Consider the following 13,589-nt stretch of genomic DNA (forward strand, 5'->3'; position numbering starts at 1 on the left):
GAGCCTTGCCTCCGCCCCACGTCAACGTGGGATCCCACACGAGAAGAAAGAGGAAAAGATGAGCCAGATGAACAATGACGTCGTCGTTGTAGGCAGCGGGGGTGCCGCCCTGATTGCCGCCCTGGCGGCTGCCGAGGGCGGCGCCAAGGTAACCGTTGTTGAGCGTGCCCCGCGCTTTGGTGGTACGACCGCAATTTCCGGTGGCGGCATGTGGCTGCCCAACAACGGGCTTGATCCCGAAAACCGGAACAAAGATTGCCGCGAGGATGCGAAGCAGTATCTGGACAAGCTCACCATGGGGCACGTGCCTGAGGAGACGGTCGAGGGCTTCCTGGATGGTGCGTCCCAGGCGGTGCGCTTTATGCAAGAGAACACCGTGCTTGAGCTCTATCCCGACCTCGAGCGGCCGGATTACCACGCTGACTACCCCGGAGCGAAGTTGGCCGGACGGACGGTGGGCGTGGGAGAGTACGACGCCGCCCGCTTGGGCGAGTGGGCCGAAACTCTGATGCGGCCGCACTGGCCAGGCGGAACCCTGCCGATCCGCTACGACGAGATGGAGCAGTTCGTGCGCTCGGGCAACCCGCTGGGCTGGGTTGAACTTGCCGAGGAACGGATGGCGAAGGGCATCGTCCTGCGAGGTTGTGCACTGGTGGCCGGGCTGATGGAGACCTGCCTTGCGAAGGGCGTCACCGTGCACCTCAACACCCGCGCTCTCGAGCTCGTGATTGAGGACGGCGCCGCCCGTGGCGTGGTGGTGGAAAGGGAAGGGACGCGCACGACTGTGCGCGCAGAGCGCGGCGTCGTGCTGGCCAGTGGCGGTTTCGAATGGAACCGCCGCCTGTGGGACGACTTGGTCGGTGTCCCCTACGACGGACCCCTGAGCCCTCCCTACAATGAGGGCGACGGGCTCAAGATGGCGTTGTCGGCGGGAGCACGGCCTGTCCAGTTGGACGGCGTCTGGTGGATCCCGTCACGTTGGATCGGCGACGAGTATGAGGGTCATCCCCGCCTGCGCACAGGTGGATCGGGTCAGATCATCGTCAACTCGGAGGGCCGCCGTTTCGGCAATGAAACCCTGAACTACAACGACTTCGGGAAGGTCTTGTCACACTTCGACCCTGACCGCTACGAGTTCCCGAACAGCCCCGCCTTTGCCATCTCGGACCGCAGCGTGCGCGTCAGCGTGGCCCTGGACCACGAGACCCCGGGCGGATTGGCTTACGAGAGCAGCGGAGACGTGGTGGCGCAGGCAGACACCTTGGCTGAACTGGCAGAGAAGCTGGGCATTGATCCCAGGGGCCTGGAGGAAGAAGTGGCACGCTTCAACAAGCACTGCGAGAACGGCGTGGACGTGGATTTCCACCGCGGCGAATCGGCGTGGGAACGCGACTACCGTAACTATGGCAGCACCCAGAAGAATCCCGCCCTTGTTCCCCTCGCGGACGGTCCGTACTACGGTTTCCGGGTGCGTGCGGGTTGCTTCGGCACCAAGGGCGGCCCCGCTATTGGCGCCAACGGTGAGGTGCTCGACTTCGACTCCGTTCCGATTCCCGGCCTCTACGCGGCGGGAAATGTGGCCAGTTCGGTGTTCGGACCGTCCTACCCCGGTGGTGGCGGCACCCTCGGGCCGGCGCTGACCTTCGGCTACCTCGCGGGGCGTCATGTCGCCGGGCTGTGAGCCCCGGGGGCCATGGGACCTGATCGTCGTCGGATTCGGCGCTGCCGGGTCCGCGGCGGCGCTCCGCGCGGCCCAGCTTGGTGGCCGTGTGCTCATCATCGAAAAGCAAGCCAAGGACCGGCATACCCCCAGCACGTATCTTTCGGGCGGAGTGATCATGGGGGTCAAGGACGTCGAGGCCGCCACGGAGTACCTCGACGCCTGCAGCGGCGGGCTCATCCCCCTCAGCGTCTCGCGGGCATGGGCGGAGTCGGCGTCCACGATCAAGGAATGGCTGCGCGAGATCGGCGTTGACCTTGAACTCGCGGAGTTCGGTCAGGGGGAGCACGAGGAGATCCCGGGCCATGATGCCGTGGTGTGCTACTGGAACGCTGAGAATGCCGCGTACACCAGCCACGTCCGTTCGAAGAGCTTTACGACGTCGGAGGCTGCGACAGGTTGGTTCACCAGTGCAGGTCCGCCCCGCATGGGTGGCGAGCGGCTTTTCGAAGAACTGCGCGACTGCGTGTTGCGGAACCCCGCGATTGAGGTCTGGTATGGCGCGCCGGCCTTGGAGCTCATCCACGACGACGGCCGTGTCACCGGTGTTGTGGTGGAGAAAGATGGAGAACCGTTGGCTTTGGCGTCATATCGCGGTGTGGTGCTGGCGTGCGGAGGGTTTGCCTTCAACGACGAGCTCAAGGCAAATTACTTACCTGCCAACCCCGTCTACTTCTATGGCAACCCGGGAAATACCGGCGATGGCGTGCGGATGGCGCAGGCCGTTGGCGCGGACCTGTGGCACATGAACCAGATGGTTGGCCGCGGCGTTGCGCACGTGGAAATGCCCGACGGCGAGGAGCTGACGTACTCGATTAGCATCGGGCCGCCGGGGTACGTGATAACGGACCGCTATGGCAAGCGTTTCATGAATGAATACGCCCAGGCACGCTCCCGGCACGACGTTTACTTGTCGCTGTTCGACTACTCACTTGAGCACCTGGAACGCAGCCGCATCCCGGCGTACTGGTTCTTCGACCAGCGCCGGTTTACCACCCGGCCCTTGGGCGGCAGGGCCGTGGGCCGTGACGGGCTGCGTCCGTGGAGCCAGGACAACCGGAAAGAACTCGAGTTGGGCTGGATTGTCAGCGGCGAAACCATCGAGGAAGTGGCCCGCAAAGCTGGCATGTCGGATCCTGCCGAGGCCGCACGAAGCGTCGCCGCATATAACGAAGCCTGCCGCAGCGGAACGGACGCCCAAGGACGGCCGGTCGAGACACTCATTCCCCTCGACAGCGGCCCGTACTACTGCGTTCGACTGTATCCGGGAGGCTCGAACACGTGCGGTGGACCGCGCCGCGACCATGAAGCACGTGTGCTCGACACGAATGGTGCCCCGATTCCCGGCCTGTACTCCGCCGGTGAGCTCGGCGAGGCCGTTGGCCTTCTCTACCCGGCCGACGGCGGAAACCTGTCCGATGGATTGTGTTTCGGCAGGCTTGCCGCCGAATCAGCCTTTGCCGTTGCCGAAGTGATGGCGGAATGACGTCTGCAAGCGGTGAGGGGACTTCCGGCGGCTTGCGTTCCCGGGTCGCCATTGTCACGGGCGGCGGTTCGACCGGCGAAGAGATGGCGATCGGCCGGGCCATCTGCATCCTGCTCGCCAGGGCGGGGGCAAGGGTCGCCGTCGTCGACCGCGATCTGGCGGCGGCAGAACGCACTGCGCGCGATGTCGCCGCCGAGGGCGCCTTGGCGCTTGCGGTACCCGGTGACGTCACTTCCGGAGCGGACTGTGCTGCGGTTGTGGCCCGGGTGCGCGAGGAGTGGGGCGATGTGGATGTACTGGTGAACAACGCGGGCATCGGTGCGGGCGGAAACGTCGTAGACCTCGAGGAGGTCCAATGGCGCAGGGTCATGGATGTCAATGCCACAGGCACCTTCCTCATGAGCAAGGCCGCCCTGCCAGCCATGTCTGCCGGGGGAGCCGTAGTTAACATTTCCTCTGCCGCGGTCGACCAGCCGGGCGGCGGTACCGCTTACGCGGCGTCCAAGGCCGCCGTCGAAGCACTGACACGTGCGACGGCGGCCCAAGCCGGTCCGCTTGGCATCAGGGCCAACTGTGTGTCGCCCGGAATGGTGTGGTCCGATATGGTTGCCCGGGCGCGCAAGCCCGGCGATGCCGCGGCATTGCGCGAGCGTCGGAGGATGCTGACGCTTCTCGAAACCGAGGGCACTCCTTGGGACATCGCTGAGGCAGTGGTGTTTCTCGCAAGTCCGCGGGCGGCCTGGATTACCGGGCAACTGCTTCGCGTCGACGGCGGAGCGCCAATCCGCAAGCACTGAAGACAGTAGCCTTCGCAGCACTATCCCCGCGGGGGACACAGATAGACCACCCGTTTCGGAACTTCCCACAACATCTGCATTTGTGTCCGGGAGGATTGCTATTTAGATTAATTAGTAAGATGATTTAGATCTATTAACTGTTCAGGAGGATTTGATGAGCGCTAATGCCACGGAGTACCTGCAAGCTGCGAAGGATTTGCGGGAAGGTATCGACCGCGATTGGCGCATGCTCATCGGCGGCGAACTCACCGGCTCCCTCTCCGGAGAGCGTGCAGCTGTTTTCGACCCGGCCACAGGCGAGCAGGTAACCACCATCCCGCGGGGCGACGAAGCCGACGCCAACCGCGCTATCGACGCGGCCCTTGCAGCATTCCCCGCTTGGGCAGCCCGGGCAATCACTGATCGCGCAGCGCACCTGCACCGTCTTGCCGATGCCATTGAGGAAGCGGGGGAGGAGTTGGCATGGATCGACACCATCGACAACGGCAGTCCGATCGCCGTGATGCGCGGGGACTACCGGATCGCCGTCGAACACCTCCGGTACTTTGCGGGCCTTGCCCTCCAACTGCGAGGCGAGAGCATCCCCGTGGACCAACGGGACGCTGTCGACTTCAGCGTCCGGGCGCCTTTTGGCGTCGTGGGGCGGATCGTTCCCTTCAACCACCCCTTCATGTTCGCCGCGTCGCGCATCGCGGCGCCCCTGCTCGCCGGGAATACGGTGGTTCTCAAACCTGCCGAAGCAACATCCCTCAGCGCACTCCGGCTGGGTGAGATCGCCGCAGGCATCTTCCCGCCCGGAGTCCTCAACATCGTCTCCGGTCCCGGCCGCACCGTGGGTGACACGATTGTGAGGCATCCCGAAGTGCGCCGGCTTGCCTTTACCGGTAGCGGGGAAGTCGGCCGGAGTATCCAGGCGCAGGCAGCTTCCGCATCGGTAAAAGTCGTCACCCTGGAACTCGGCGGGAAGAACCCGATGATCGTGTTCCCGGACGCCGACTTCGAGGAGGCAATCCAGGGCGCGATCCGCGGCATGAACTTCGCCTGGCAGGGACAGTCGTGCGGATCTACGTCACGGCTCTACGTGCATCGCTCCATCTACAGGCAGTTCGTGGAAGAACTTGGACGCCGCCTCGACCTCATGGGAATGGGAGACCCTCTGGACGAGAAGACAGAGGTTGGACCCGTGGTCTCGCGGGCACAGTACGAGAAGGTCACGTCCTACTTCCACTCCGGGATTGACGACGGACTGGAACTGATCGCGGGCGGCCTGCCCGACCCTGCCCAGCCGGGAAACTTCATCCGTCCCACCCTCTTTGCTGCCGAGAATGAGCAGAGCCGCCTCTTCAGTGAAGAGATCTTTGGACCGGTTCTGGTAGCCACATGCTTCGACGACTATGACGAAATCATTGCTCGTGCCAACGCGTTGCCTCTGGGCCTGACCGCGAGCGTCTGGACCAAGGACCTCGCGACCGCCCTGAAGGCCAGCCGCGACATCGAGACAGGCTACGTATGGGTGAATTGGAGCTCCAGTCACATCCCCGGGGCTTCATTTGGCGGTGTCAAGGACTCCGGCATCGGCCGCGAGGAGGGCCTCGGGGAGCTTGAAAGCTTCACCCAGTCGAAGAACATCTATATCCGTTTCTAGCAATCTGAGTGCGCAGCGAAGCGCCACAGGAAGGGCAAACGATGACCGAAGAATACGACGGAATCATTATCGGGTCCGGCCAACACGGCTTGGTCCTCGGTTCCTATCTGGCAAAGGCAGGACTGAAGGTCCTGTTGCTCGAACGCCGCCTCATCTTCGGTGGTGGACTTGGCACCACCGAGGTCACCAAGCCGGGTTTCTACCACCAGATGCATTCGGTGAACCACTTCAATATCAGCGAGGCACCTTGGTACAAGGACCTCGGCCTGCGGAACAAAGTGAAGTACGTGACCCCGCGCTACGACTTCGCCCAGCCGCACGCCGACGGAACTGCCCTGGTGTTCTCGCACGACATTGATGAGATGTGCGATTCGATAGCACACTTCAGCAAGAAGGACGCCCAGACGTACCGCGAGTGGAACCAGCGGGCTGACATCATCAGCGATCACATCTTCTGGCCCGAGCGCTACAGCGAGCCCCTCCCCGAAATAGAACGGGATGAGCTCCTCTCCCGCAGCGCAGTGGGACGGGATTTCCTGGAGATCATTGACCGCCAGCCGCTCGTAGCGGTCAACGATCTTTTCGAGAGCGAACAGGTCAAACTGCTCCTGCTCTTCAAAATCTCGCTCTTCGGCACCGTCCTCTACGACCAAGTCAGCACACGCAGCCCCATGGGCGCACTGGTACGTGGCTTCGACCTTAAGGCCAAGTACCAGGTTGCCCAGGGTGGCTCGGTGGCGCTCGCCAGAAGTCTCATGGAAACCTTTATCGCAGCAGGGGGCGAGTTCCGCTCCGGCGCCCACGTTGAGCGCATCATCGTGGAGAACAACAAAGCAACCGGCGTCGAGCTCGCGGACGGAACCGTCATCCGTTCGAAGTTTGTTGCCAGCACGGTGGACGTTCCGCAGACCTTCGTGAACATGGTCGGCGAGGAACAGCTTTCCGCTGAGTACCGCGAGAAGGTCAAGAACTTCAAGCAGACGGCATGGACGCTCTTCGGCCTTCACCTGGCGCTGGAAGAGGCGCCGCGGCACATTGGCACCGACTTCAACCCGCACGTCAACGAGTCCCTCAAGGTCAATATTGGCTGCGAGTCCATCGAGCAGCTGTTCGCCCTCCACGAGGAGGTCGCCGAAGGCAAGATCCCAAGCACGGTATCCTTCGGAACCGGCGCGGTGTCCCAGTTCGATCCAAGCCAGGCCCCGCCCGGCAAGGCAACCGCGTACGCATGGCATGCCATGCCGTATGCGCCGGACGGCGATCCAGCCAACATCGAGGACGCGAAGGAAGAATTCGCCGAACGCATGCTGGAGACATGGGAGAAGTGGGCTCCCAACGTCAACAAGAAGAACATCCTCGCCAAACACATCTACACGGCGAATGACTACTCCCGCGAACTGATCAACATGGTGGATGGCGATATCTTCGTCGGCTCGTTCTCCGGCGAGCAGACAATGTGGAACCACTTCGGCTACCGCACGCCCATCGAAGGCCTCTACATGGCAGGCTCACCGACCCACCCGGGTGGTGCGATTTCCGGCGGCGGCGGATACATTGCCAGCCGCATCATCTGTGAAGACATGGGTGTGCCGCTGTGGTGGAAGCCGATGGATGCCCGCGCATCCCTTGAAAGGCTCAGCAGCCTGGATTCGGGAAGGGTTGGCAGCCGTGGCTAATATACCGATGACCCTGGCCTGTTGGGACTATGACAGGATGCTGCCGCTGGCCGACGGCAGGGTAAGTGCCGAGGGCATCGACCTCACGTTCCTGCCACTGATGATGCCGGAACCCGCTTTCCGGATGTTGCATCACGGCGAGTTCGAGGCCGCGGAAATGTCACTGGCCTGGTATGTGCGCACAGTGGAAGCCGAAAAACGCCCCTTCATTGCCATTCCGGTCTTTCCTTCGCGGATGTTCCGTCACTCGTGTGTCTACGTCAACGCTGACAGTGGGATCCAGCGCCCCGAGGACTTGGTTGGCAAGCGCGTAGGCATGCCGGAATACCAGATGACGGCTGCCGTATGGCTCAAAGGCATCCTGGCCGACCACCACGGTGTTCCGGTCGATTCGGTCTCATACTTCACTGGCGGCCTTGAGCAACCCGGCCGCACGGAGGTTGCCCTGACACCGCCTCCGGGCATCAGCATCGAGCCCATCCCGGCTGACCGTACGCTCGCGACGATGCTCGAAACCGGCGAAATCGACGCTCTCTACACCGCACACATGCCCTCCACTTTCAAGGACGGCAAGGGCGCGGTACGCCGACTGTGGACCGATTCTGCAACCGTTGAACAGCAGTACTACCAAGAGACCTCGATCTTCCCCATCATGCACGTCATCGTGGTGCGACAGGATGTCTACGAACAGCGGCCTTGGGTAGTCCGGTCACTCATGAAAGCGTTCGAAGAAGCCAAGGATTTGGCCTACGAAGAGCTGCGCCAAACCACGGCCCTGAAGTACATGCTTCCATGGATGGTGGACGAAGCCGAGCGGACGGATCAGTTTTTCGGAGGCAATCCGTTCACCTACGGCCTCGAAGAGAACCGCCACGTACTGGAGACGTTCCTGCGGTACGCACACGAGCAGGGCCTGACCTCGAGGACGCTCTCACCCGATGACCTCTTCGCCCCCTCAACCCTCAAAGTGTCCAAGATATGACGGTGCAACAGCGTGTCGCGGTGGTTACCGGTGGCGGGCAGGGGCTCGGCCGTTCCTTCTGTCTGGCGCTGGCGGAAGCCGGGTGGGCGGTCGCCGTCGTTGACCTGGACCTGGAAAATGCCCGGGCAATCGCCGGAAAGGTTGAAGCATCCGGCGGTATCGCCAAGGGTTTCCACGCCGATGTAAGCGACGAAAACGCGGTTAGCCGGCTGGCCGAGCAGATTGAGGGGGGGCTTGGAGCTGTCTCAGTGCTGGTCAATAACGCCGCAATCTTCTCCACCCTGTCGATGGGAAGCTATGACGAGATCTCCCTTCAGACGTGGAAACGCGTGATGGACGTCAACGTCACGGGCACGTTCCTTTGCTGCAAGGAATTTGCTCCGCGCATGGCGGCAGCTGGATACGGGAAAATCGTCAACATCTCCTCGGCCACCGTGTTTACGGGGCGACCGGGATACCTCCACTACGTCACCAGCAAAGCCGCGGTGATTGGCCTCACCCGTGCACTTGCCAGTGAGGTGGGACCGCAGGGAGTTCGGGTGAATGCGCTCGCACCCGGTTCCACCGAGACGGAGGTGGAGCGAGCCACCATAACACGCGAGGCTCGCGAGAAAATGGCCGGTGAAACGGCTTTGCGGAGAGTCCAGGTAGCGGAGGACCTCGTGGGCACGGTGGTGTTCCTCGCTTCCGAGGCAAGCGACTTCGTCACCGGCCAGACGATCAACGTTGATGGAGGACTTGCGTTCCATTGATGGCCAGGACAGCCGAGGGGCTGCGACGCGGGCGGAGGCGGCAGGGCAAGCCGGCCTCCGCCCGCGGCTCGCTGTTTGCGCTGAGGGACTTCCGGTTATTCGTTGCATCCACCTTTACCGCCTCCATGGGGGCCTGGCTGTTCAGGGTTGTGCAGGACCTCGTGGCTCTTGAACTCACCCACTCCATCACCGCGGTAGGGCTTGTCACCGCCTGCCAGTTTGGTCCCACCTGCTGCTCACCTATCTCGGAGGAAAGGTTGCGGACAGCAGGCTTGGCCCTTGGGCCTTGCTTGCTTCGCCACTTCTTGTGGGGGGGTGGAGCATTGGGCTTGCTGCTGCCCATCACCAGCGGCACACTCACGATGCCCGGCCTTGTCGTTTCTGCCCTTTGCTTCGGAGTTGCCACCGCGCTGGACATCCCTCTGCGCCAGGCAACCATTGCCGATGTGGTGCCACTCGAGCTCCTGCGTCCGGCGTTGGGGGTCGGATCGGTTTCCCAGCAGATCGGGCGTCTGGCAGGGCCTTCCCTTGGTGGGTTGCTTATCCTCGCAGGCGGCTATTCACTGGCACTGTGGTTTTCGGTCGGTTTCATGGCCAGTGCGGCTGTGGCTGCCTCCCAGGTGATGAGGAAGCTTTTGGCGTCACGTCGTCGGGCCGTACCAGCAAAACCCACCAGCGGGAACACAGTCCGTGTCCGTGATTTCACGAGTGATCAGACAATTCGCTTTCTTTTGGTTCTTGCCGCAGTCTGTGGTGTCCTAGCCTACAATTTCTCGGTCCTGCTTATTGCGCGCGCCGTGGATTTGTCACCAAATACCAACGAGCTGTACGCGTTCCTGAACACGATCATTGCCGTGGGTTCCATTATTGGAGCAACATTGGCGGGACGCATGCAGTATGGTGCCCGCGGTGTTTTGGTGTTCGCCGTGGGGCTGGGAACGAGTATCGTGCTGATTGGGGTACTGTCCGGTATCATTCTGGCGGGCTTGGCAACTCTGGGACTGGGGATCTGTTCCATGGCATATGCCGTGGGGAGTGGCGTGACCATCCAATCTATTGCGCCCCGCGAAGTCAGGGGAAGGATCCTCTCCTTGCAGACCTTGTTGCTCGTAGGATCAACTCCGTTCGGGAGTCCGCTTTTAGGGTGGTTCATCGACGCGGTGGGAACAGCGGCCGCCTTGGCGGCGGTGGGTTGCACCACGGTTGTCCTTGCCCTTTTGGCGCTCTTGGTCCTCCCACCGGCCCGCATGGGTGCTCCACTAAACCCAGCCCGAAAATGTCTTCGAAACCCTTGACGAGCGACGGCATCGCCACTAATCTCATCAAAACATCTAGATGAATATAAACAATAATCTGTATCTCCACTTCGAAAGTTAGGTGCAAGAAATATGGCTGATAGCCAATCCGTGGTGTTGGATGACATTGAATGGCGGATGCTCATTGATGGCAAACTGGTGCCTTCCTCGGACGAGAAGCGCTTTCCCTCGATCAATCCCTATACCGAGCAAGTCATTGAAGAAGCGGCCGATGGAACCGAAGATGATTTTCGGCTGGCCGCGGCTGCTGCACGACGCGCGTTCGACCATACGACGTGGAGCACCGACCTTGATTTTCGCCTCCGATGCCTCCGGCAGCTTGCGGATGTGGTGGAGCAGAACATCGATGAGATCAGGACCCTGCTCGTTGCAGAGATCGGATCACCGCGTTGGCTGACCAGGGACACGATTCTCGACGTTGCAGTGCAGAACATCCGCGAAATCGCTGACCTGGCTGAAGCCTATCCCTGGGAGAAAGTCCTGGCAGACCGCGATTTCCGTGGAGTAGTGAGTAAGCGCCTGGTCTGGCGTGAACCGTTCGGCGTTGTCCTTGGTCTTTGCTCTTACAACGCGCCCTGGCCCCAGCTGCTCGGCGATATCGCCCACGCGGCCGCTGCCGGCTGCACCATCGTGCTCAAGCCCTCCGAGTTGACTCCCCTTGCCGGCACCTACCTTGGGAAAATCATTTTGGAAGGAACGGACTTCCCGCCGGGAACGGTCAACATCGTGACCTCATCCATAGGTCCCCGGGCCGAGGTGTTGACTCGAAGCGCGGACGTGGACTTCGTGACGTTCGTTGGTTCCGTGCCGAACGGGCGAAGGGTGGCCGAAGCAGCGTCCGGGACGATCAAGCAGGTCTATCTCGAACTCGGCGGAAAGTCGCCTTGGATTGTCCTGCCGGGCGTCGATGCAGCGGAACAGGCTGCAGAGGCCGGAAAGACCATCTGCACCAATGCTGGACAGGGTTGTGTGGCACGCAGCCGCCTCCTTGTGCCGCGTGAAAGCTACGAAGAAGCGGTCCGGGCCGCCAAAGCGGCGATGGAAGCCGTGACTTATGGTGATCCATCGGACCTCAACAACTTTATGGGGCCGGTGGTCTCGAAGTTCCACCAGGAGCGCATTCTCGCCCGCATTCAGCGAGCCGTGGACGAGGGCGCCCGCTTGGTCACCGGTGGCGGCATTCCCCAGGACCAGGAACATGGCTACTTTGTGGAGCCGACGCTTCTGGCCGATGTTGCGCCGGGTTCGGATATCGAGCAGGAGGAAGTCTTCGGGCCGGTTCTGGCCATCATTCCTTACGACACTGTTGAGGAAGCATTGGAGATTGCCAACGGAACTGTCTATGGACTCTCCGCCACGGTGGTGGCCACCACGGAAGAGGAGGCTCTTGCCTTTGCCCGCAAGGTCCGCTCGGGAACCATCGGCATCAACGGCGGTGTCTGGAGCGGACCCGATGCACCGTTCGGTGGCTACAAACAGAGTGGTACTGGCCGAAAAGGCGGGGTGCGCGGCTTCGAGAACTTCCTGGAAACAAAGGTTGTAGGCATCCCCACCTCCAAGGCGCCGGAATCACTTGCCTGGGGCGAGGTCTGAGCCGTAGCTCACGGGGAGCACCCGGAAAGTCATCGATTCATCGGCAACAGGAGAAATGCATGAACACCAAAGGGCCTATTCGCTTTGATGCGCAGGTCGCCGTGGTCACCGGGGCGGGATCGGGCATAGGTCTCGCGACAGCGACGATGCTGGCCCAGCGCGGGGCCAAAGTGGTGCTCAATGACGTGGACGCGGCTGCCGCGAAGGCAGCTTGCGAAGCCATCGAGCAGCTGGGTGGGGTGGCGGTCATGGAATCGTCGCCTGTGGGATCACCTTCCGCTGCGATGGATATAGTCCGGGCCGCAACGGAATCGTTCGGACGGCTGGACATCCTCATCAACAATGCCGGAATTTCCCGGCCGGCGGCATTCGGTGAAGACAGCGACGAAGATATCGCACAGGTCCTGGCCGTGAATCTCATGGGGCCCTATGCCTTGATGCGGGCGGCGTGGTCCGTCATGCGCGAGCAGGGATACGGCCGGATTCTGAATACATGCTCGAGCGCGGTCCTGGGTTCGGGCTTCAGTGGCGCCTATGCACCGAGTAAGGCTGGCTTGATCGGGCTCACCAAGGAGGCGGGCATTACTGGCCGGCCCTTGGGTATTTTGGTCAACGCCTTGATGCCTTCTGCCTATACACCCCTGCTCAACAAGCATCCTGATGCGAAGTTCCGTGAGTGGATGGAGCGGCACTTCCGGCCTGAGCAAGTGGCTGCCACGAGCACGTACTTGGTGAGCCGCGAGCTTGAGGTCTCCTCGGAGATTTTCACGTCCGGCGGTGGGGCAATTGCACGGGTGGACTTTGCCCGCAGCAAGGGCCATCTGGATACGGACCTCACTCCGGAAGGCGTTCGGGACAATATCCACCCGGTCCGAGACATGGAAAGCCCGCAGTTGCTGTCGGCCCAAGAGGACCTGCGGGAACTGTACTTCCAGGCTTTCCCGCGCTAGGAACCTTCGGTCTGAACACAGCCTGGCGGCACTACGTAGCGGCACTACATATCGGCATTGTGGCCGGTGTGTAGTGCCGCTGCTTGGTTGTGCCGCTGTTGCGTCGCGGAGGCACAGGTCCTGACGGGTATTACCTGGCCGGTACCAGGGGTATCCCCGCGTCGCCCTCCGATACATCCAGCAGGGCATTCTTGATTTGGTCCGGCAACGGCATGGCTCGCTGGTCGGTCTTGAGTTCGACCCACACATGGGTGCACCTTCCCTCCGCGAAGACGCCGTTCTGGTCGCTAAAGCGATGCTTGACTTCAAAGCTTGAAGTGCCCGTGCGGCCAATCCATGAATGGACTGTAAAGGTGTCATCAAGGCCGACGGGCCTGAGGTAGGAGCACCGGGCGTCCACCACCGGCGTCGCAAAACCGTCTGCGACTATTCCTGAAAGCGGTAGTCCGACTTCGTGGAGCAGCCCGTTGAACCCTTCATCCATCCAGGCGAAGAAGCGGCTGAAGTTTACCTGCACCAGGTCCACGTCGATCATGAGCACACGTTTGGATACAGTGGCGATCACAGCTAGAGTCATAAAATGATCTTACTGATTTAGTGCATTCGTTGCCACCTTTTTTAATTCTGCATGAAGGCAGCCTGCCAATCCGAGCCAGAGTCCCATCTCCGATA

Annotated in this window: 11 protein-coding genes; 10 read left to right on the forward strand and 1 reads right to left on the reverse strand. The window is 61.7% G+C overall.

Going from position 1 to position 13,589, the window contains the following annotated elements; translation table 11 throughout:
• Window positions 1-58: 58 nt before the first annotated feature.
• The 10 genes from AB0323_RS20365 (at window position 59) to AB0323_RS20410 (ending at window position 12,917) form a co-directional block, all read left to right on the forward strand.
• Window positions 59-1,681, forward strand: a complete 1,623-nt coding sequence (locus tag AB0323_RS20365) for an FAD-dependent oxidoreductase (RefSeq protein ID WP_366178952.1) — start codon at window positions 59-61, stop codon at window positions 1,679-1,681.
• Window positions 1,665-3,206, forward strand: coding sequence for an FAD-dependent oxidoreductase (locus tag AB0323_RS20370; protein ID WP_366178953.1), 1,542 nt, complete (start codon window positions 1,665-1,667; stop codon window positions 3,204-3,206). Before AB0323_RS20365 ends, AB0323_RS20370 begins: the two co-directional genes overlap by 17 nt.
• Complete coding sequence (locus AB0323_RS20375) at window positions 3,203-4,003, forward strand: SDR family oxidoreductase (protein WP_366178954.1); 801 nt, start codon at window positions 3,203-3,205, stop codon at window positions 4,001-4,003. The genes AB0323_RS20370 and AB0323_RS20375 overlap by 4 nt, the downstream gene beginning before the upstream one ends.
• Window positions 4,004-4,157: 154 nt before the next feature.
• The gene (locus tag AB0323_RS20380) at window positions 4,158-5,648 is read left to right on the forward strand and encodes an aldehyde dehydrogenase family protein (protein WP_366178955.1); all 1,491 of its coding nucleotides are present in this window, start codon (window positions 4,158-4,160) and stop codon (window positions 5,646-5,648) included.
• A gap of 41 nt (window positions 5,649-5,689) precedes the next feature.
• Window positions 5,690-7,324, forward strand: coding sequence for an NAD(P)/FAD-dependent oxidoreductase (locus tag AB0323_RS20385; RefSeq protein ID WP_366178956.1), 1,635 nt, complete (start codon window positions 5,690-5,692; stop codon window positions 7,322-7,324).
• Window positions 7,317-8,306: an ABC transporter substrate-binding protein gene (locus tag AB0323_RS20390; protein WP_366178957.1), complete on the forward strand. Its 990-nt coding sequence runs from the start codon at window positions 7,317-7,319 to the stop codon at window positions 8,304-8,306. Before AB0323_RS20385 ends, AB0323_RS20390 begins: the two co-directional genes overlap by 8 nt.
• Window positions 8,303-9,058 carry an SDR family oxidoreductase gene (locus tag AB0323_RS20395; RefSeq protein ID WP_366178958.1) on the forward strand — a complete coding sequence of 252 codons (756 nt, stop codon included), beginning with the start codon at window positions 8,303-8,305 and terminating at the stop codon, window positions 9,056-9,058. Before AB0323_RS20390 ends, AB0323_RS20395 begins: the two co-directional genes overlap by 4 nt.
• A complete protein-coding gene (locus AB0323_RS20400; protein ID WP_366178959.1) occupies window positions 9,058-10,353 on the forward strand; it encodes an MFS transporter in 1,296 nt (431 codons plus the stop codon). The genes AB0323_RS20395 and AB0323_RS20400 overlap by 1 nt, the downstream gene beginning before the upstream one ends.
• A 93-nt stretch (window positions 10,354-10,446) precedes the next feature.
• A complete protein-coding gene (locus AB0323_RS20405; protein ID WP_366178960.1) occupies window positions 10,447-11,967 on the forward strand; it encodes an aldehyde dehydrogenase family protein in 1,521 nt (506 codons plus the stop codon).
• A gap of 59 nt (window positions 11,968-12,026) precedes the next feature.
• Complete coding sequence (locus AB0323_RS20410) at window positions 12,027-12,917, forward strand: SDR family NAD(P)-dependent oxidoreductase (protein WP_366178961.1); 891 nt, start codon at window positions 12,027-12,029, stop codon at window positions 12,915-12,917.
• A gap of 130 nt (window positions 12,918-13,047) precedes the next feature.
• Here AB0323_RS20410 and AB0323_RS20415 read toward each other — a convergent pair whose 3' ends face one another.
• Window positions 13,048-13,494, reverse strand: coding sequence for a thioesterase family protein (locus AB0323_RS20415; protein WP_366178962.1), 447 nt, complete (start codon window positions 13,492-13,494; stop codon window positions 13,048-13,050).
• Window positions 13,495-13,589 lie beyond the last annotated feature (95 nt).

It is taken from the genome of Arthrobacter sp. NPDC080031 (assembly GCF_040702485.1).
GTDB lineage: Bacteria > Actinomycetota > Actinomycetes > Actinomycetales > Micrococcaceae > Arthrobacter.

Coding starts and splice junctions, on each gene's coding strand:
- AB0323_RS20380 (WP_366178955.1), top strand. CDS start 4,158: ATGAGCGCTAATGCCACGGAGTACCTGCAAGCTGCGAAGGATTTGCGG.
- AB0323_RS20400 (WP_366178959.1), top strand. CDS start 9,058: ATGGCCAGGACAGCCGAGGGGCTGCGACGCGGGCGGAGGCGGCAGGGC.
- AB0323_RS20365 (WP_366178952.1), top strand. CDS start 59: ATGAGCCAGATGAACAATGACGTCGTCGTTGTAGGCAGCGGGGGTGCC.
- AB0323_RS20415 (WP_366178962.1), bottom strand. CDS start 13,494: ATGACTCTAGCTGTGATCGCCACTGTATCCAAACGTGTGCTCATGATC.
- AB0323_RS20370 (WP_366178953.1), top strand. CDS start 1,665: ATGTCGCCGGGCTGTGAGCCCCGGGGGCCATGGGACCTGATCGTCGTC.
- AB0323_RS20375 (WP_366178954.1), top strand. CDS start 3,203: ATGACGTCTGCAAGCGGTGAGGGGACTTCCGGCGGCTTGCGTTCCCGG.
- AB0323_RS20405 (WP_366178960.1), top strand. CDS start 10,447: ATGGCTGATAGCCAATCCGTGGTGTTGGATGACATTGAATGGCGGATG.
- AB0323_RS20385 (WP_366178956.1), top strand. CDS start 5,690: ATGACCGAAGAATACGACGGAATCATTATCGGGTCCGGCCAACACGGC.
- AB0323_RS20410 (WP_366178961.1), top strand. CDS start 12,027: ATGAACACCAAAGGGCCTATTCGCTTTGATGCGCAGGTCGCCGTGGTC.
- AB0323_RS20395 (WP_366178958.1), top strand. CDS start 8,303: ATGACGGTGCAACAGCGTGTCGCGGTGGTTACCGGTGGCGGGCAGGGG.